The sequence below is a fragment of the Rhizobium rhododendri genome (genome assembly GCF_007000325.2).
Taxonomy (GTDB): Bacteria; Pseudomonadota; Alphaproteobacteria; order Rhizobiales; family Rhizobiaceae; genus Rhizobium; species Rhizobium rhododendri.
Map to the genome: position 1 here is coordinate 2,909,878 of NZ_CP117267.1, position 18,411 is coordinate 2,928,288.

Genomic DNA, 18,411 nt, shown 5'->3' on the forward strand with positions numbered 1-18,411 from the left:
GAATGCCGTTGCACTCGTTGTAGCAATGGAAAAACGAGAAAGCCAATATGACCCGCGCCCAAGCCAACCCCCTCGTCACCCGCCTCTCACCCCCGCCGATCCCCTCGGTGCACGCCTGGGGGAAGGCCTATGATGGCAGGCTCGGACCGCTGATCGATCTGTCGCAGGCAGTCCCCGGCTATCCGACCCATCCCGAGATGCTGCGCTTGCTCGGGCAAGCCGCCGCCTCGCCCGCCATGACAGGCTATGGCCCGATCGAGGGAGAGCCGGTGCTGCGCGACGCCTATGCGCGGCATGTCAGCACCGTCTATGGTGCGGAAATCAACGCCGACCACATCCACATCACCGCCGGCTGCAACCAGGCCTTCATGTCCACCGCGATTGCCCTTACGGCTTCGGGAGGCAGCGTGGCGCTGACAAATCCCTACTACTTCAATCACGAAACGACGCTGTCGATGCTCGGTATCGGGCATAGCCTGGTTCAATGCGACGCGGCCAATGGCTTCCTGCCCGATCTCAACTCGGCGCAAGCAGCGCTCGCAACCGGTGCACGGGCGCTCGTGGTGGTGACGCCCAACAACCCGACCGGTGCTGTCTATCCGAAAGATCTGCTGCATCAGCTTTTCAAGCTCTGCCAGGAGCACGGCGCCTGGCTGATCATCGATGAAACCTACCGCGACTTCCTACCCGAGGATTTCGGGCGGCCGCATGCGCTTCTGTCCGAACCCGGCTGGGAAGAAACGCTGGTGCTGCTCTACAGTTTTTCGAAATCCTTCTGCATTCCCGGCCATCGGCTGGGAGCGATCACTGCAGGACCGAGCCTCGTCGCGGAAATCGCCAAGGTCATGGACAATATGCAGATCTGTGCGCCCCGTGCGCCGCAAATGGCGGTTGCCACCGCCTTGCCTGTTCTCGCCGACTGGCGCGCCGGCAATCGCCAGGAAATCGCCCGGCGGGCCGATGCGCTGCGACTGGTGTTCGCCGATCTGCCGCAATGGGAAATCGGTGCCATCGGCGCTTATTTCGCTTTCGTCCGCCATCCCTTTTCCGGGCAGTCATCGGCAGAGGTTGCCGAGAGGCTCGCAAGGCAGGCCGGCGTCGTCTGCATTCCCGGCAGCTATTTCGGCGAAGGACAGGATCGCTATCTGCGGCTGGCTTTCGCCAACGCCGATGTGACCTCCATCGCGCTTCTCAGCGATCGCCTGCGGTAGGCCAGGTTGCCGCTGGCTGGAAACAGCCGGCAAACTGGAACCGCTCGCCCGGATGGGTGATTTCGACGTAGGTGACGGTGCGGCCATTCTGCCAGGTCTGGCGAACGAGGTTGAGGCAGGCTTCGCCACGCTCGGTCTCCAGCAACCGCGCTGTCGCCTGATCGGCCGAGATCGCCCGGATGACATGACGGGCCTTGGTCCAGGGCACCTGCTCCAGCAGCCATTTTGCCGGCGGCAGCACGGCAAATTTCTCCTCCCGGGCAAGCGGCACCAGATCCAGCATGATGATACGGCGCTCGAGCGCATTCGGCCTGCCATCGACGATGTGCAGGCATTGCAGCCTGAGGATCTCGGCCCCCACCGGCTCAGAGAGCAACTTGGCATCGCCTGCGTCCAGTCGTTCGATCTTGCGCGTCAGTATACTGTGGTCGTGGCTGTGCCCGGCAAGTTCCGCGGCAGTGCTGATATCCTGGATATCCATCACGGTGCGGTCGATCTGCGGCAAGGCGACAAACGAACCGGTCTTGCGCCGGCGCACGACCATGCCACGCGCAACAAGCGCCGACAGCGCCTTGCTCACCGTCATGCGCGAGCAACCGTATTGCGCCACCAGATCCTGCTCGATCGGAATGCGGGACCCAGGCTGCCATTCGCCCGCCAGGATTTTCGCCTCGATATCGCTGAAAATGGTCTGGTAAATTGATGCCAAGGTCGACCCTCGATCCGTGTGGCAACAGAGCCTACCGGTCACCCGGCAATGGCGGGCGATTTGCCTGCAGCTGTCAGCCGGCACATTTTTTGCGTGTCCAGACTTTTACATTGACACTGTAGGCCCGCCTATATCTATTTGTATAGTCAAAAGCGGATCGCAGAAATCCGTCTCGCGGGAAAATCACATTCAAATCCTCCGACAGGGGGATGAAAAACTGGAGAGAGATCATGAAAACCAATTCCCTGCTGAAGGGTCTTCTCGGCGCTGCCTTCCTGCTAGGCGCGACGCTGTCGGCCCAGGCTGCTGATACGCTTGCCGCAGTCAAGGCTGCCGGCACCATGAAGGTCGGCACCGAAACCGCCTTCGCACCCTTCGACTTCATCGATGCCGGCGAGCATGTCGGCCTCAACGTCGATCTCTTCGCCGAAATCGGCAAGGAACTCGGCGTCAAGATCGAATGGGTCACACTTCCCTGGGACGGCGTCTTCCCGGCCCTTGAAGCTGGTAAATTCGACGTCGTTGCCGGCCCGGCTACCATCACCAAGAAGCGTCTGGAGCATTACCGCTTCACGCCGCCGATCGCCGAGGCGAGCATCGCCATCCTGAAGAAGTCCGGTGACAAGAAGATCGTGAAGCCGGAAGACATTGCCGGCACCAAGATCGGCGTCGGCAAGGCGACTTCGCAGCTCGACCAGCTGAAGGAATATTCGGCTACCCTGCCCAAGCCTGTCGACGTGCACGAATATGTCTCGTTCAACGATGCCTATGCCGACCTCGCCGCAGGCCGCGTCGAAGGCGTTGCAAACTCGCTGCCGAACATTGCTTTTGTTGCCAAGCAGCGTGAAGGCGTATTCGAAGTCGTCACGCCGACATTCGGCAAGAAGTCCTATTTCGGCTTCATCGGCCTGAAGGATGCCGATCACGCGCCTCTGATGGACGCGATCGATGCAGCTCTTTTGAAGATCAAGGCTGATGGTCGCATGGCCACGTTGCAGAAGAAGTGGTTCGGCGCCAGCTTCGACACCCCGGATGCCGTCAAGGACCCGGCATTCTGATCTGCTCGTCTTTCTGACTGATTGCGCCCCGGCTTATCCCCGGGGTGCGATCCGAGACAGGATCGGGTCTCACTGACTGCCAGGCGAGCGAATTCGAGACATGTCCTACAAACTCTTCGAACTGCTTTTGCAAGCATCGATCTACACGATCACCATCAGCGTCGCGTCGATCCTGATCGGCTTCACGCTAGCCTTGCTGATCTCGGCGATGACGCTGTCGGGCCAGCGGCTGTTCATCTGGCCAGCCCGAATTTTCATCAGCTTCTTTCGCGGCGTGCCTCTGCTGGTGCAATTGCTGCTGATCTACAATCTGCTGCCGGCCATTGGCGTGAACGTGCCGAGCATTGTCGCAGCCATCATCGGCATGTCGCTGTCGACGGCCGCCTATCAGGCAGAAAACCTGCGCGGCGGCTTTGCCAGCGTGCCGCGCGGCCTGATAGAATGCGCCGAAATGGTCGGCCTGACGCCGGCCCAGATCTTTCGCCGCATCAAGGCGCCAATCGCCATGCGGCTGACCTTTCCCGCCCTCGTCAACGAGGCGATCCTGCTGCTCAAGGCCTCGTCGCTGGTATCCGTCGTCGGCATCATCGAATTGACCCGCATGGCTCAGGACCTGTCGGCCAGCACTTTCCAGCCGCTGCAGATCTTCGCCTCGGCCGGCCTCATCTACCTGATAATCAACTGGATCGTGGCGCTTGCAGGCGGCATGATCGAGCGCGCGTTGCCGGGAGCGCCGCGATGACCTTCGACATCCATGTCATCATCGACCAGTGGCCGGCGATCGTCAGCGGCGGCCTGGTCACCATCCTCATCTGGATACTCGGCACCGTTGCGGCCGCCTTCCTCGGCTTCCTCGTTGCCGTCGCCCGCCGCTACGGCGGCCCCGTGGTCGATGCGATCTTCGGCCTGCTGGTTGCTATATTGCGCGGCACGCCTTTCCTCATCCAGATCTTCCTGGTCTACTATGGCGGCCCCTTCATCGGCCTGTCGCTCGATCCGATCCCGGCCGGCCTGATGGGTCTGTCGATCTACGGGGCGGCCTATTACAGCGAAATCTTCCGCTCCGGCTTTGCGGCCGTGCCTCCCGGCCATATCGAAGCCGGCGAATGCGTCGGCATGAGCCAGGGCCAGATCATCCGACGCATCCTGCTGCCGGAAATGATCATGCTGGTGCTGCCGCCTTCGCTGAACATGACCATCATCCTGATGAAGGAAACGGCGGTGCTGTCGATCATCACGGTGCCCGAACTGACGGCCACGCTGAGTGCCATAGGCTCGCAGCAATATGCCTTTGTCGAAGCGCTCTTCGTGCTCGCCGTCTTCTATTGGGTCCTGGTCGAAGCCACCGGCTGGCTCGGCCATCTCGCCGAAACGAAACTCACCAGATTCAGGTTTTTCAACGCATGAGTATCCCGGCAATCGCAGTCAAGAACCTGGTCAAGAAGTTCGGCGACACGACCGTACTGCACGGCATCGATCTGGAAATCCCTCAAGGACAGGTCTCCTGCCTGATCGGCCCCTCCGGCTCCGGCAAGAGCACGCTGTTGCGCTGCATGGCCTTTCTCGAGGAAGCGACAAAGGGCACCATCACCATCGATGGCGAAGTGCTCGGCTTTACGGAGAATGCCCAAGGGGTGCGGGAACGCCTGTCGGCCGCGACCAACCGGGCTATCCGCGGCCGTATCGGTATGGTCTTCCAGCAATTCAATCTCTGGCCGCACATGACGGCACTCGGCAACGTCAGCGAAGCGCTGAAGACGGTGCACAAGATGAGCCGCAAGGATGCCGAAGACAGCGCCATGGCACAACTGGTCAAGGTCGGGCTCGAAAACCGGGCCGGGCATTATCCGTCACAGCTGTCCGGCGGCCAGCAGCAGCGCGTGGCAATTGCCCGGGCGCTGGCCCTGAAACCGAAGATCATGCTGTTCGACGAGCCAACCTCGTCGCTCGACCCGGAACTGACCGGCGAAGTGCTGAACGTAATGCGCGACCTCGCGTCTGAGGGCATGACGATGGTCGTGGTTTCCCACGAGATCGGCTTTGCCGCCACCGTCGGCCAGCAGATGACATTCCTCGACCATGGCAAGATATTGTTCAGCGGCACGCCGCAAGAGGTCTTTGCCAAGCCCCGCCACCCCCGCCTGGAGCAATTCCTCGACACCTACCTCGATCGCGGCGCCTCGACGCTGCTTTAGGCGGCATTCCAGCATTCTGACTGTCCTGCGCCCCGGACTATGCCTATAAGTTTTCGACCGGACGGAGATCGAAATACTTCAGGGGTAATTTCATGCTGCAGAAACTGCTCGACGGTGGACCGATGACGCGGACGGTCTCGCTGCCTCGGGGACGGCACAGGCTGCATGCCATGCCGACCAGCGCCGGCTATGAGATCCGCCAGAACGAGACTTACGACTGGGATGGCCGCAAGCGCGGGCAGACACCGTTTACAGTACTGCAGCACACCGTCAGCGGCGAAGGGCGTTTGCGCTACGAAAACCGCAATTATCGTCTGGGTTCGGGCGATACGCTGCTGGTCATGGTGCCTCACAACCATCGCTACTGGCTGGAGAAGAACAGCCGCTGGGAGTATTTCTGGATCTCGATGAACGGCGAGGAAGCGCTGCGCATCCACCAGCTGATTCTGGCGGCGGCCGGCCCGCTGCTGAAGCTGCCGCAAGGGACTATCGACCAGCTGGCGGATTGCAGCCTGCAGCTGATCCACGGCGCCAAGAGCCCCGCCCAAGCCTCCGCCGTCGCCTATAGCGCCGCTATGGCACTCTACGACGGGGTGTTCGGGTCACACGCCTTCATGCAGACCCAGAGCGCGATGCAGGCAGTTGTCGATCACATCAACGCCAATCTCGACAAGCCGCTGCCCGTCGAGGAACTGGCGGAAGTAAGCGGCCTCAGCCGGGCGCATTTTTCGCGGGTTTTTGCCGAGAGCGAGGGCCTGCCGCCGGCAGAATTCGTCCTGCAGCAACGCATGCAGAGGGCTGCCGTTCTGCTGACAAAGGCAGCCTTCCTGCCGGTCAAGGAAGTGGCGATCATGTCGGGCTTCGACGACGCCAACTATTTTTCAAAGGCGTTCAGGCGGGTCTATGGCCTCAACCCGACAGAGTTTCGCACCACCGGCATGTACGCATCACTGCGCAACGTTCCGGCGACCAACCGCTGAAACTGGCTCGGAGGTCACGTAATGGCAATGTGATTGGTGACGGAGGCAACCCCGGGCACAGCCCGCGCGACTTCGGCAGCACGCTCGACTTCGTCGGCGGTTGCGACAGCGCCCCGAAGAACGATCGCATCGCCCTCGGCAGTCACAATCACATCGGAAGCGCTGATGCCGCCGGAGACCGCGAGTGCCTCTGCCACGCGCACCTCAAGTGTCGCATGATTTGGGTTTTCGACTTCGATTTCAGGCTCTTCGCCGTTAAATGTTGCGGGTTTCAGCACCATGACTGCATCTCCTTGTGTTTCAGGAGATAAAACGCCGATACCGGCCATAGGTTCAGACACGCCGATGCGCCGATGCCATTACCACTTGATCCGGTAGTTCATGCGCAGATCGCCCGCCCGTGTCGCGGAAAGCGGATCGGCAACGGACGCGGTGAAGCGAAGATGCGGTGCAAGCGGCTGGTTGAGTGCCAGCGTGCCCGTGATGTCTCCGGTAGCCGAGGTCACCGTACCGCTCGCCGAAACCGCAGTGCCGGCCCAGGGATACGTCATTGTCAGCGCTTGCGTCGCATCGATCGACGGCGACACACCTGAGGCAGCCGCGTAGTTGAGATTGAGCGAGTTCGATGCCTTCAGGTCGAGATTGCTGGAATAGATCCAGCTCCTGGATCGGCTCAGCGAAACACCACCGCTGCCACCGAGGGTGTCGATCCGGACGACGACGGCGCGATCTTCCGTCGTCCCCAGTCTTTGCCGGCTGTCAGCAACCTTGCCCCAGACGGTCGCCAGTTCGGAGCCGCTTAACAGCTGGCCGCCAGTCCCGGTGCTCAGCCCGAGGTCGGCGCCGGCGCTTGCATCGACAGCCAATGGCAGCTTCACCCCGACTGTGGTCTGATACACCCTCGGGGCCACCTTCACGGGAGCCCAGATCAACGCGCCGTCGGCCTTTGCCGGCAGAGCAATCGTCATTGTGCCGAGCACGACGCAAACGGGCGCCATGCGGAACAGCATTTTTGCCATGGATCATCTCCAGGGTTGGTATCGAGACAGACGGACATTGTCCGCAACGGGGGCAACCGAACACCGCACGATAGAAACGGTTCGGGTACCTCTTGCTAACAGGGCCAGGGCCCGGACGATGGGATCGTCACCAGCGCAGCGCATCTTATCGATGAAAAGAGTAAATGCCGCGTTGTTATGGTTCAATGATCCCATCCGTACCTATGCTTGTAAACCCCCGTCCTTCAGAATTATGCTGCAACGCACACTTGCCGCCCCGAACCTTCCGCGCTAGAGCCTGCGAGAGCAGGGATGACACCGAGTTGCCAAAGATGCAGATACGCGAACCATGACATTGGATAAGCAGGCGCCGCGTCGGCTGACGATCATGGGCTCGACCGGCTCCATCGGCCGGAACACGCTGGACGTGATCGGCCATCTCGGCGGACGCGATGCGTTCGAGGTCAAGGCCCTGACGGGAAACGGCAATATCGCACTGCTGGCAGAGCAGGCGAAGGCCGTTGGCGCCACTCTTGCGGTCACGGCCGACGACAGGAACTACAGCCTCCTGAAAGACGCCCTTGTCGGATCGGGGATATCGGTGGCCGCCGGTCGCAGCGGCCTCGAGGAGGCTGCCGACATGGAATCCGATTGGGTCATGGCGGCCATCGTCGGCACAGCTGGTCTGGCACCCACCCTTGCGGCTGCCCGCCGCGGTGCCGATATCGCCCTTGCCAACAAGGAATGCCTGGTCTCCGCCGGCGATCTTTTCGTCACCGCAGTCAGGCAGGGCGGCGGACGGCTGCTGCCGGTCGACAGCGAACACAATGCCATCTTCCAGGTGCTGGAGGAAAGCCAGCGCCACGCCGTCGAACGCGTCATCATCACCGCTTCGGGCGGCCCCTTCCGGACCTTTACGCTCGAGCAGATGGCCGATGTTACCGTCGAGACGGCGCGCGCCCATCCGAACTGGTCGATGGGTCTGAAAATCTCGATCGACAGCGCCTCGATGTTCAACAAGGCGTTGGAAATGATCGAAGCGCGGCATCTGTTCGGCCTCACCCCGGATCAGATCGAGGTCGTCGTCCACCCGCAGTCGGTGGTCCATTCCATGGTTGGCTATTCCGACGGTTCGGTGCTGGCCCAGCTTGGCGCGCCCGATATGCGGACCGCTATCGGCTACGCCCTGTCCTATCCGCGCCGGGCACATCTGCCGGTGGAGCGGCTGGATTTCACAAAGCTGGCACGCCTCGACTTCGAGACGCCGGATGACGTCCGGTTTCCGGCCATCCGCCTTGCCCGACTGGCGATGACCCGCGGTGGCGTCCAGGGAGCGGTCCTGAACGGCGCGAAGGAAATTGCGCTTGACGCCTTCATCGCCGGCCGCACCGGCTTTCTGACAATGGCAAAGGTCGCGGAAGACGTGATGGACCGCCTCGCCCATCTGCCGGCCGCGTCGAGCATGGACGACGTATTCGCCGCAGACGAAGAAGCCCGGCGACTGGCGACCGGGCTTCTGAACTAAATCGGCGAATGGAGCGAACCGTCAGGCGACGGCGCGTGCGAGCGCGCAGCGTGCCCAGAGCGATTGCACAGCCTCGACCAGATGGGCGATATCCGCATCGCTGTGCAGCGGCGTCGGGGTAATGCGCAGGCGCTCGGTCTTCTTCGGCACGGTCGGATAGTTGATCGGCTGAACGTAGACATCGAAGCTGTCGAGCAGGATATCCGAGATCCATTTGCACTTGGCAGCATCGCCGACCATGATCGGGACGATGTGGCTGGGGTTCGGCAAATGCGGAATACCGGCAGCATCCAGCATGCCGCGCAGCTTGCGGACCCGGTCCTGGTGGCGGGCGCGTTCGAAGCTGCTGGATTTCAGGTGCTGGATCGACGCAACAGCGCCAGCAGCAAGCGCCGGCGGGATCGACGTCGTGAAGATGAAGCCTGAGGCAAACGAGCGGATGAAGTCGCAGAGCGCTGTCGATGCGGCGATATACCCGCCCATCACGCCGAATGCCTTGCCGAGCGTTCCCTCGATGACCGTGATGCGATCCATCAGCCCTTCGCGCTCGGCGATGCCGCCGCCACGCGTACCGTACATGCCAACCGCGTGCACCTCGTCGAGATAGGTCATGGCGCCGTACTTGTCGGCGAGATCGCAGATTTCCTTGATCGGCGCGATATCGCCGTCCATCGAATAGACGGACTCGAAGGCGATCATCTTCGGCGCCTTGGGATCGGCAGCGGCGAGCTTGGCTTCCAGATCTTTCAGGTCGTTATGACGCCAGATCACCCTGTCGCACTTGGCATAGCGGATTCCCTCGATCATCGAGGCGTGGTTCAGCGAATCCGAAAAGATGATCATCCCCGGAATGCGCGAGCCGAGCGTGCCAAGCGCTGCCCAGTTCGAGACATAGCCCGAAGTAAAAACCAGAGCCGCTTCCTTGCCGTGCAGGTCAGCCAGTTCGCGCTCGAGAAGAACGTGGTAATGGGTCGTTCCAGAGATATTCCGGGTGCCTCCCGCACCCGCGCCACAGTGATCGATCGCCTCTTTCATCGCCGCGATTACCTTGGGATGCTGCCCCATTCCAAGATAGTCGTTGGAACACCAGACAGTCACATCCTTCGGTCCGTCGGCTGTGTGGCGCGTCGCGCGCGGAAAATCACCGCGATGGCGCTCCAGGTCGGCAAAAACGCGATAGCGCCCTTCCTGATGCAGCCCGTCCAACTCGCCCTTAAAAAACGCTTCGAAATCCATCATTTTCTCCAGTACCGTGACCGTGTTGTATGACTGCTGCACGGCACGTCAACCCTATCCCGTCCGACTGCGGCAAATGGCCGTAGTTTGGAATAGCTCAAAAGAGAAAATAGCCCATCGGCGCGCTTTTGCAATTGATCCATGCCAATGCGCGATGGACTTTCACGATGAAACAATTGCCTGACCTTGCGTTTAGAGCAGAGATCCATGTCGGCAAGCAACATTCAGCAAAAAACCGCATAGGTCGGTAGACAATCATATTTAGCGCTATATTTTGGTGTTTACACCAGCATTAAGACGGTGCTGACACCGCGCGGACACAATGGGGACGGCCAGCCGCTTTGACGGCAAAGCCAACGTGGAGAGAGATTTATGAAGAAAGTCCTAGCTTTCGTGCTGATCGGATTGTCGATCGCAAGCTGCACACCGACCGAGCAGGGTGCGGGTATCGGCGCAGCGTCCGGCGCCCTGATCGGCGGTGCGGTCACCGGCAATTTTCGAGGCGCAGCCGTCGGCGGCGCTATCGGCGGGTTAACGGGTGCAGCGATCGGCAGCGTCGCCGAACAGCCCGGCCAGTGCTACTACCGAGACCGCTACGGCCGTCGCTATATCGACGACTGCCCACGCGGCGGATACCGCAACGACGGCTACTAAGCCACATCGCCTCCAGCGCGCCCCGGACGAGGGTCCGGGACGTCTGCATCCCAGGGGCGCAGTCTCACGTATATTATTAAAATGCTACACATGGCGACTTTGAACCGCTATGGTGAGACGGCGTTAACGGTTTGGGACGCAAAGCTGGCTAAATTACAAGTAATCGTAAAGCGCCGTATGTACATCAGACGAACCGGCCCGGGGATTGGTTTTGCGTATCGACGAGCAGGCACCGTTATTGCGGTCGCGGCGTGCGTATTTGTGAGTCCCGCTCTCATCACTGATGCCTTCGCTTTCAAGCTCTTCGGCATCAATTTTTTCGGCAAGGATGAGGACAAAACCGATGCGGTCGCCGATCCCGTCCGCTATTCGGTAACGTTGAATACCGGCAACGCCGACAAGGACCTCAAATCTACGCTCGAGTTGAGTTCCATGCTTGAGGCCGACAAGGACAAGGCTGTGTCAGGCGATCTGGGCGTCGTCATCAAGGCCCGCGACGACCGCGACCGACTGCTGGCATCCCTCTACGAAAACGCGCGCTACGGCGCGGTAGTAACGATCACCATCAACGGCACCGATATAGACCAACTCCCGCCGCAGCCGACATTCGGCCGGGCGAAACCCGTGCCTGTGGTCATCACGGTCGATCCAGGCCCGCTGTTCAAGCTCGGCAAGATCCGACTGGAAGGCGACGCCGCCGGTCGCGACCCGACGAATTATGGCCTGGTATCGGGTGGTGACGCCGGTTCGCTGGTCATCATCAAGTCGGCCGACAAGGTCGTTGCCGAGATGAAAAGCGAAGGCCGGCCGCTCGCCCGGGTGATCAGGCGCGATGTCGTCGCCGACCACGCGACAAATACGGTCGACGTCACGCTCGACGTCAAGAGCGGCCCGATTGCCAATATCGGCGACGTCACGGTGACCGGCGAGAAACGTCTCGATCCGACTTTCGTCCAGCGTTATTCGCGCCTTAACAAGGGGGATCGCTATTCCCCAGAGCAATTGAAGAAAGCCTCCGAACGGCTACGCAAGCTCGGTGCGATCGGCAGCGCAACGATCCATCAGCCCGACAAGCTCGCACCTGATGGCACGTTGCCGCTGAACCTGGAGATTTCGGAAGCCAAGCGCCACTACTTCGGCGCAGGCGCGCAATACTCAACCACCGATGGCTTCGGGCTGCAGGGTTACTGGGGCGATCGAAACGTTTTCGGCAAGGCGGAATCTCTACGCATCGAAGGTACGGTGTCCCGCCTTGGCGAAACCACCAACTACCAGGATCTCGATTACGAGGCCGGGATCATCTACACGAAGCCGGCCGCCGTGCTGGCTGCCGGCACCTTCATTGCCAGCATCAAGGCAGTGAGCACGAATCCGGACAACTACAGCGCCAGGACGATTACCGGCGATGTCGGCTACTCCTATGAGCTCAGTGACTACGACACTGCTCTGGCAGGCGGTCGCGTGAGCTACGAGGACAGCACCACCGATGCTTTCGGCGACCAGCAGTTCCTGACCTTCTCCGTACCGCTCGAGTATATCCGCGACACACGCGACAACAAACTCGACGCCACCGAGGGTTACCGGGCGACGCTCGACGCGCAGCCGGGCTACGAGGCGCTGGGCGGGACGATCTTTACGTCGCTCGAAGGCTCCATCTCCGGCTACAACGGCATCGGGTCCGACGACAACGTCGTCTTTGCCGGCAAGCTTGCAGCCGGCTCGCTGCTCGGCGCGGACAATATCTCCGACATCCCGACGACACGGCGCTTCTTCGCCGGCGGCGGCGGCTCTGTGCGCGGCTATGCCTACCAGGAAATTACCGCCTACAATGCCTTGAACCAGGCACTCGGTGGCACGTCCTATGCGACGGTGTCGCTGGAGGCGCGCGTCAAGGTGACCAAGACCATCGGCCTCGTGCCATTCATCGACGCCGGCAGTGTTACGGACAAGAACATCCCGGATTTCTCCGACGTTCGCGTCGGCGCCGGCGTGGGCTTGCGCTATGCCACGCCGTTCGGTCCGATCCGGGTGGACTTTGCCGTGCCTCTCAACAAGTACCAGGGCGGCACGTCCTATGGCATCTATGCCGGCATCGGACAGTCCTTCTGATAGTGCAGCAATGTCGACCTAAGATTCCGGCACGAAATGGGGTAACATCGCTCTGATGGGCACTTTGATAAGAGTTTTGAGCGGACTGACCAGGCTCGTCGGCATCGTCCTCGCAGCCGTCGTGGTGATTGCGATCGGCTTGGTCCTGGCGATCGGCTTTGCCCCGGGCGTGACCCGTTTTGCCGTCGATGAAGTCGCCAAACTCGCCTCGACGCCTGACCGCCGTATCACCGTCACGGACCCCTCCGGTCTTTTGACGGGCAAGCTGCGCGCCGGCAACGTTACGCTCTCCGACACAAAGGGAATTTTTGGCCAGATCTCCGGCCTGTCCGTCGACTGGTCGCCGCTTGCCCTCATCAAGGGCACCTTCCATGCCGAGACGATCGCCGCTGACAAGGTAGATTTCGTGCGCTTGCCGATCAGCACTGCGGAAGTCGTGCCGGAGCCGACGCAGGCAACGCGCACAGCGTTCACCTTGCCCGTCGCCGTCACAGTCGATGCGTTCAACCTGCCCGAGATCCAGCTCGGCAAGCAGATTGCCGGCAACGACTTCGCGCTGGCAGCCTCGGGCAGCCTCGATGCTGAAGGCAACAGCATGGCGATGAAGCTCAACGCCAACCGCCTGGATGTGCCGGACGCAAGGCTGGTGGCCGATGTCGTCTTTGCACCCGATGACAACCAGCTGAAACTCCAGGCCAATCTCGCAGAGCCGAAAGGCGGCATGCTGGCCGGTCTGCTGCGCTTGCCCGGAAGCCCGGCAATGAACATCGATCTTTCCGGCCAGGGTCCGCTCTCAGACTGGACCGGCAAGCTGCAGGCGGCCCTCGATGGCCAGCAGATGGCGACGATAGACGGGCGCCACGTGTTGTCGGCAGACGGCGTGCGCCACATCACTGTCAAGGGCGGCGGCAAGGTGGACTCTCTGCTGCCACCGAATTTCCGGCCTCTCTTTGCCGGCCAGACGACCATCGACGTCGCAGCCGCCTTTGACGGCAAAGGCAAGATCGATATCCAGACCGGCAATCTCGCGACAGGCAGCGTCGTGCTTGCGGCATCCGGGACACTCGATCCTGCCGGTAATAACAGTCTCAATGCCAATCTTATCGGCACCTCTGGACCGGTAGACTTCCGCTGGCCGCTGGCCGAAGGCGAGGCTCGCGCCCTTATTTCACGCGTCGATCTCGCCCTGACCGGCGCAGCAGGGTCGGCAAAAATCGATGCCAGGGCGCAGATCGACAGCGCCAGCGTTCCGCAGGGGCGGCTTTCAAAGGTAGACCTCACCGCAAAGAGCGATGATTTCAATGTCTCGGCAAGCTCCGGTCCGCTGCTGCTCAACCTGTCGGTCGGCGATGCTTCCTTCGTCAATCCGGACCTGCAGCGGGCAGTTCACGGCCCGCTCTCGCTATCCGCCCCCTTGCAACTCTCTTCCAACAATATCGGCTTCAATGGCACGACGCTGCAAAGCGGCGGTATCAACGGCACGCTCAACGGTCGCTACACGCTGACCTCGCAATCTCTGAACGGCAATTTCAAGCTGGCAGTAGCCCCCGCAGCACTGCCCGAAGCGATTGCCCAGAAATTCGATACGCCGATTTCGCTGGAGGCGCAGGTCGCCGGCACTATCCCGTCCAGGATCAATCTTTCCAATCTCCATCTGAAATCCGGTACCGCCGAGATCAACGGCAATATCGCCCTTGCGGACGAGGCACTGACAGCGGATCTTTCCGGCCGATTGCTCAAACTTTCAAAGCTGCTGGAAACTGCCGACGGACAGGCCGACTTCACCGTCAAGGCAGCGGGGCCGCTGGCAAAACTCGGCGTCGATGCCAGCCTGAAGGCGATCAACGTTAAACTGGCCGGTCGCCTGCTGGATACGCTCGACGTCGCTGTCAAAGGCGTCGCCGATCCGAAGGCGCCCGAGGGCAGCGTCACGGCGTCGGGTGCAATCGACGGCAAGCCGATCAACATCAGCGCCAATGCTACTTCCAAGGATGGCGCAACCGACATACCCGGCCTCAGCGTGGAGATCGGCGATAACAGCCTGAATGGGTGGCTGACCCTATCGCCAGGCTTCGAGCCGGCCGGCTCCTTGACCTTCGACTTTCCTGATATAGGGCTGTTGGCGGCACTGGCCGGTCAGCGGGCAGACGGCAACCTCCGGGGCGAGGTCAAGATCGACAACGACAACGGCAAGACCTCTGCCGTGATCAATGCATCCGGTTCCGGAGTGCGGCGAGACGATCTTTCCATCGTCAAGCCGGAGATCGCGCTGACCATCAGCGACCTCAAGGCATTCGCTGCCAATGGCAGCATTCGTGCGGGCGAAATCGCTTCCGGCACGAACAGGCTGGTTGCCCCGGCCCTGACATTCACGCAGCAAGGCAGCCGTACGGACTTCGATCTGAAGGCCAATTACGACGACAAGCCGGTGACGGCGTCAGGAAATGTCGTGACGGGCAACGGCCAGACGGTTGTCAGCCTCGATAACTTCGCGGCAACCCCAATGGCTATTCCGGTAAAGCTCGGCGCACCGACGAAAGCAACGATTGCCAACGGCATCGTGACACTTTCCGGTATGACCATCCAGACCGGCAGCGGATCGATCAACATGACCGGCAGCGCCGGTGCGGCTCTCGATATCCAGGTCAAGATCACTAGCCTGCCCGCAAGTCTGGCGAACACCTTCATGCCAAGCCTCGCCGCCGAGGGTACGATCTCCGGAACGGCCAAGGTAACCGGCAAGCCGGCGTCCCCCAGCGTCGTGTTCCAGGCAGACTGGGCCAATGCCGCAACGAGCCAGACGAAATCAGCCGGCATTTCCAAGCTGGGCATCAAGACAAACGGTAAGTTTGCAGACAACAAGGTCACTATCGATCTCAATCTCGCCGGCCCCTCCGGTCTGTCGCTGAACGGTGGCGGCAGCGTCGAGGTTGCAGGCAGCAAAGCCCTGGCCCTGAAATTCGACGGCACCGTACCATTCGACGTCCTTGCCGGGCAGTTATCGGCACAGGGTTACGTCGCCAGCGGCGCGGCCAAGGTCAATGTCCAGATCGGTGGCACGACCGCAGCGCCGGCGATCACCGGTAGCGTCAACGTCAGCGGCGCCAAGCTCCTCGATATCCGTCGCAACCTTGCGGTCAACGCAATCTCCGCCAACCTGACGCTGGAGGGCCAGCAGGCGCGCCTCGTCAGCCTGAATGCGACGCTGGGAAGCGGTGGCACAGTTTCCGCCAGCGGCACGGTCGGTATCTCCGGTGACTTCCCGGCAGACATCGCCATCAAGCTCAACAGGGCCACCTATGTCGACGGCACTCTCGTCACCGCCACCGTCGACGGCACGCTTGGCATCAAGGGACCGATCCTGACCGCGCCCGTCCTCAGCGGCCGGCTGAGGCTGGAGAAGGCGTCGATCACGGTGCCGGAAAAACTGCCCGCCTCGCTGTCGGAGATCAACATCCGCCACAAGAACGCCCCCGCCGCCGTGACCGCCCAGTTCAAGAAGGACAGGGCGGAAGGCGCCACGCAGAAATCGATGAGCCTCGGGCTCGACCTGCAACTCGATGCGCCGTCCCAGATCTTCGTGCGCGGTCGTGGCATCGATGCGGAACTCGGCGGCAGCGTCATCATCAAGGGCACGGCAGCAACGCCTGTCGTCACCGGCGGCTTCACCATGCGCCGTGGCCGATTGACCATTCTCAGCCGTCGGCTTGATTTCACCGACAAGAGCCGCATCAGCTTTGCCGGCGACCTGACCCCCACCCTCGACATGGAAGCGACCTCGACGGCGAGTTCGACGACCGTGACCGTCAATGTGTCAGGCGTCGCCACGGACCCGACCATCGGCTTCTCTTCATCGCCCGCTCTGCCGCAGGACGAGGTCATGGCACAGCTCATCTTCGGCCAGTCCATGGCCAAGCTTTCGCCGGTGCAGATTGCCCAGCTTGCCGACGCCGCCAGCCAACTCGCCGGTGGCCGCTCGACCTCGCTGTTCGAGGGTTTGCGCAACCAACTCGGCGTGGACGACCTCGATGTCACTACCGATTCCAAGGGCCAGACCCAGGTCGGCGTGGGCCGCTACATCAACAAGCGCACCTATCTGGAACTGCAGCAGGGCACCGGCAATTCGACCAAGGCCGTGATCAACCTCGATGTCGGGCGCGGCATCAAGCTGCAGGGCTCGGCTGGCTCCAATGGTGCCGGTGGCGCCGGCGTCGTCTATGAACACGAATACGACTAGAAACCGGTCTTGCTGGTTTTCAGGAGAATGTTCGATTCCGTCGTGTTGATGCCGTCGATGAGCCGGATGCGCCTGAGCGTCTCGTCGAAGCCGGCAAGGTCATGGCTCTCCAACTCGGCGATGAAATCCCATTTGCCATTGGTACTGTGCAGGGCGCGCACCTGCGGCAACCCGCGCAGCTGATCGGCGACCCGGTCCGCCAGCCTGCCGAGCACCTCGATCATCACGATTGCGCGCACACCGGCAGATCTTGTCTCGTGGCCCGTGCGTATCGTGAAGCCGGTGATGGTGCCGTTTTCCACCAGCCTGTCGATGCGCGCCGAGACTGTTGCGCGCGATGCGCCCGTTGCCGCAGCCAGCGACGAAACAGGTATCCGCGAATTATGCCTGAGTGCACTCAGAAGCTCCCGGTCCAGATCATCCATAGACATCTCACTTTGTAAAATTGGCCTTAGCAATCTGCACAATCATACGCAAAAACCGACACTTTTCCATCTTTTTGCTGTCATCGCCGTAGGCCATATTTCCCTGACAATTCAGGGAACAGCCTCATGAACACCCACTCGACCTCTGTCACGCTGATCGGCGTTCCTCTCGAAGAAGGCTCTGGCCGACGAGGCGCGGCCATGGGGCCGACGGCGCTCCGCATCGCCGGCATCGACACGATGCTGATCGAGCTCGGCCATAGTGTTATCGATGCCGGTGACCTTCACCCTGAACCGGCCGGCGACTTGCCGGATCATCCAAAGGCTCATCACCTGAAGGTCGTCGGCGCCTTTACCCGGGCGCTGGAATCAAGCGTATACGACGTGGCCAAGGCAGGCGGGTTTCCCATCATTCTTGGCGGCGACCATGCCCTGTCGATGGGCAGCGTCTCCGGCATGGCGCGCTATGCAGCCGGTATCGGCCGCCCGCTTTTCGTCTTGTGGCTCGACGCCCATGCCGACTTCAATTCGCCGGTGACGTCTCCGTCCGGCAATATCCACGGAATGCCCGTGGCGTTTTTCTGCGGCGAGGCGGAATTCGCCGACATCCTGCCGAAGGAGCGACCCTTCGTCGATCCGCGCAAGGTCTATCAGGTCGGCATCCGCTCCGTCGATCCACATGAGCGCGACGCCATCCGCGAGCACGGTGTCAATGTCTTCGACATGCGCGCCATCGACGAGCACGGCGTGGCCTCCATCATCAGCAACATCCTGACGACCGTGAGCAATGCCAATGGCCTGCTGCATGTCAGCTTCGACGTCGATTTCCTCGATCCGGACGTCGCACCCGGCGTCGGCACCACCGTTCCCGGCGGCGCCACCTTCCGAGAAGCCCATCTGGTGATGGAGATGCTGTCGGACAGCGGCCTTGTATCGTCGCTGGATCTCGTCGAACTCAATCCGTTTCTCGACGATCGCGGCAAGAGTGCCCGCGTTCTTGTCGAACTGACGGCCAGCCTGTTCGGCCGCCGCATCTTCGACCGCCCGACCCGCGCCGCCTGATCTTGGAGAGGA

The 18,411-nt window shown here is 61.4% G+C and carries 16 protein-coding genes; 11 read left to right on the top strand and 5 right to left on the bottom strand.

What is annotated here, in order from left to right; translation table 11 throughout:
* The first annotated feature begins 47 nt into the window (after positions 1-47).
* Positions 48-1,211, top strand: a complete 1,164-nt coding sequence (locus PR018_RS14165) for an aminotransferase (RefSeq protein ID WP_142824750.1) — start codon at positions 48-50, stop codon at positions 1,209-1,211.
* On the opposite strand, the gene PR018_RS14170 is transcribed toward PR018_RS14165, so the two are convergent.
* Entirely contained in the window at positions 1,192-1,920 is a 729-nt protein-coding gene (locus PR018_RS14170; RefSeq protein WP_142824749.1) for a histidine utilization transcriptional repressor HutC, read from the bottom strand. The two genes, PR018_RS14165 and PR018_RS14170, sit on opposite strands and share 20 nt — an antisense overlap.
* A gap of 230 nt (positions 1,921-2,150) precedes the next feature.
* Between PR018_RS14170 and PR018_RS14175 the strand changes: the two genes are divergently transcribed.
* The 5 genes from PR018_RS14175 (at position 2,151) to PR018_RS14195 (ending at position 6,153) form a co-directional block, all read left to right on the top strand.
* The gene (locus tag PR018_RS14175) at positions 2,151-2,978 is read left to right on the top strand and encodes a transporter substrate-binding domain-containing protein (RefSeq protein ID WP_142824748.1); all 828 of its coding nucleotides are present in this window, start codon (positions 2,151-2,153) and stop codon (positions 2,976-2,978) included.
* Positions 2,979-3,078: 100 nt separating this feature from the next.
* A complete protein-coding gene (locus tag PR018_RS14180; RefSeq protein ID WP_142824747.1) occupies positions 3,079-3,720 on the top strand; it encodes an amino acid ABC transporter permease in 642 nt (213 codons plus the stop codon).
* Positions 3,717-4,385, top strand: coding sequence for an amino acid ABC transporter permease (locus PR018_RS14185; RefSeq protein ID WP_142824746.1), 669 nt, complete (start codon positions 3,717-3,719; stop codon positions 4,383-4,385). The genes PR018_RS14180 and PR018_RS14185 overlap by 4 nt, the downstream gene beginning before the upstream one ends.
* Entirely contained in the window at positions 4,382-5,173 is a 792-nt protein-coding gene (locus PR018_RS14190; RefSeq protein ID WP_142824745.1) for an amino acid ABC transporter ATP-binding protein, read from the top strand. Before PR018_RS14185 ends, PR018_RS14190 begins: the two co-directional genes overlap by 4 nt.
* Before the next feature lie 92 nt (positions 5,174-5,265).
* Positions 5,266-6,153, top strand: coding sequence for an AraC family transcriptional regulator (locus PR018_RS14195; protein ID WP_142824744.1), 888 nt, complete (start codon positions 5,266-5,268; stop codon positions 6,151-6,153).
* Positions 6,154-6,167: 14 nt separating this feature from the next.
* Here PR018_RS14195 and PR018_RS14200 read toward each other — a convergent pair whose 3' ends face one another.
* Positions 6,168-6,434 carry a BON domain-containing protein gene (locus PR018_RS14200; protein ID WP_142824743.1) on the bottom strand — a complete coding sequence of 89 codons (267 nt, stop codon included), beginning with the start codon at positions 6,432-6,434 and terminating at the stop codon, positions 6,168-6,170.
* Positions 6,435-6,512: 78 nt separating this feature from the next.
* Entirely contained in the window at positions 6,513-7,172 is a 660-nt protein-coding gene (locus tag PR018_RS14205; RefSeq protein ID WP_142824742.1) for a hypothetical protein, read from the bottom strand.
* A 328-nt stretch (positions 7,173-7,500) separates the two neighbouring features.
* Between PR018_RS14205 and dxr the strand changes: the two genes are divergently transcribed.
* Complete coding sequence (dxr, locus tag PR018_RS14210) at positions 7,501-8,676, top strand: 1-deoxy-D-xylulose-5-phosphate reductoisomerase (RefSeq protein ID WP_142824741.1); 1,176 nt, start codon at positions 7,501-7,503, stop codon at positions 8,674-8,676.
* A gap of 21 nt (positions 8,677-8,697) precedes the next feature.
* Here the strand turns inward: dxr and hemA are convergent, their stop codons facing one another.
* A complete protein-coding gene (hemA, locus tag PR018_RS14215; RefSeq protein WP_142824740.1) occupies positions 8,698-9,912 on the bottom strand; it encodes a 5-aminolevulinate synthase in 1,215 nt (404 codons plus the stop codon).
* 372 nt (positions 9,913-10,284) lie between these two features.
* Between hemA and PR018_RS14220 the strand changes: the two genes are divergently transcribed.
* The 3 genes from PR018_RS14220 to PR018_RS14230 all read left to right on the top strand — a co-directional run bounded on the left by PR018_RS14220 (position 10,285) and on the right by PR018_RS14230 (position 16,912).
* Positions 10,285-10,566, top strand: coding sequence for a YMGG-like glycine zipper-containing protein (locus PR018_RS14220; RefSeq protein ID WP_111219818.1), 282 nt, complete (start codon positions 10,285-10,287; stop codon positions 10,564-10,566).
* A gap of 177 nt (positions 10,567-10,743) precedes the next feature.
* The gene (locus tag PR018_RS14225; RefSeq protein WP_142824739.1) at positions 10,744-12,675 is read left to right on the top strand and encodes an autotransporter assembly complex protein TamA; all 1,932 of its coding nucleotides are present in this window, start codon (positions 10,744-10,746) and stop codon (positions 12,673-12,675) included.
* 55 nt (positions 12,676-12,730) lie between these two features.
* On the top strand, positions 12,731-16,912 hold the full coding sequence (locus PR018_RS14230) for a translocation/assembly module TamB domain-containing protein (protein ID WP_142824738.1): 4,182 nt from the start codon (positions 12,731-12,733) through the stop codon (positions 16,910-16,912).
* On the opposite strand, the gene PR018_RS14235 is transcribed toward PR018_RS14230, so the two are convergent.
* On the bottom strand, positions 16,909-17,337 hold the full coding sequence (locus PR018_RS14235) for an Lrp/AsnC family transcriptional regulator (RefSeq protein ID WP_111219812.1): 429 nt from the start codon (positions 17,335-17,337) through the stop codon (positions 16,909-16,911). The genes PR018_RS14230 and PR018_RS14235 overlap by 4 nt on opposite strands.
* Positions 17,338-17,463: 126 nt before the next feature.
* Between PR018_RS14235 and rocF the strand changes: the two genes are divergently transcribed.
* A complete protein-coding gene (rocF, locus tag PR018_RS14240; protein WP_142824737.1) occupies positions 17,464-18,399 on the top strand; it encodes an arginase in 936 nt (311 codons plus the stop codon).
* The last annotated feature ends 12 nt before the right edge of the window (positions 18,400-18,411 follow it).

Excerpts from the sequence above, each read along its gene's own strand:
- PR018_RS14165 (WP_142824750.1), top strand. The coding sequence starts at position 48 with ATGACCCGCGCCCAAGCCAACCCCCTCGTCACCCGCCTCTCACCCCCG.
- PR018_RS14175 (WP_142824748.1), top strand. The coding sequence starts at position 2,151 with ATGAAAACCAATTCCCTGCTGAAGGGTCTTCTCGGCGCTGCCTTCCTG.
- PR018_RS14180 (WP_142824747.1), top strand. The coding sequence starts at position 3,079 with ATGTCCTACAAACTCTTCGAACTGCTTTTGCAAGCATCGATCTACACG.
- PR018_RS14185 (WP_142824746.1), top strand. The coding sequence starts at position 3,717 with ATGACCTTCGACATCCATGTCATCATCGACCAGTGGCCGGCGATCGTC.
- PR018_RS14190 (WP_142824745.1), top strand. The coding sequence starts at position 4,382 with ATGAGTATCCCGGCAATCGCAGTCAAGAACCTGGTCAAGAAGTTCGGC.
- PR018_RS14195 (WP_142824744.1), top strand. The coding sequence starts at position 5,266 with ATGCTGCAGAAACTGCTCGACGGTGGACCGATGACGCGGACGGTCTCG.
- PR018_RS14200 (WP_142824743.1), bottom strand. The coding sequence starts at position 6,434 with ATGGTGCTGAAACCCGCAACATTTAACGGCGAAGAGCCTGAAATCGAA.
- PR018_RS14205 (WP_142824742.1), bottom strand. The coding sequence starts at position 7,172 with ATGGCAAAAATGCTGTTCCGCATGGCGCCCGTTTGCGTCGTGCTCGGC.
- dxr (WP_142824741.1), top strand. The coding sequence starts at position 7,501 with ATGACATTGGATAAGCAGGCGCCGCGTCGGCTGACGATCATGGGCTCG.
- hemA (WP_142824740.1), bottom strand. The coding sequence starts at position 9,912 with ATGGATTTCGAAGCGTTTTTTAAGGGCGAGTTGGACGGGCTGCATCAG.
- PR018_RS14220 (WP_111219818.1), top strand. The coding sequence starts at position 10,285 with ATGAAGAAAGTCCTAGCTTTCGTGCTGATCGGATTGTCGATCGCAAGC.
- PR018_RS14225 (WP_142824739.1), top strand. The coding sequence starts at position 10,744 with ATGTACATCAGACGAACCGGCCCGGGGATTGGTTTTGCGTATCGACGA.
- PR018_RS14230 (WP_142824738.1), top strand. The coding sequence starts at position 12,731 with ATGGGCACTTTGATAAGAGTTTTGAGCGGACTGACCAGGCTCGTCGGC.
- PR018_RS14235 (WP_111219812.1), bottom strand. The coding sequence starts at position 17,337 with ATGGATGATCTGGACCGGGAGCTTCTGAGTGCACTCAGGCATAATTCG.
- rocF (WP_142824737.1), top strand. The coding sequence starts at position 17,464 with ATGAACACCCACTCGACCTCTGTCACGCTGATCGGCGTTCCTCTCGAA.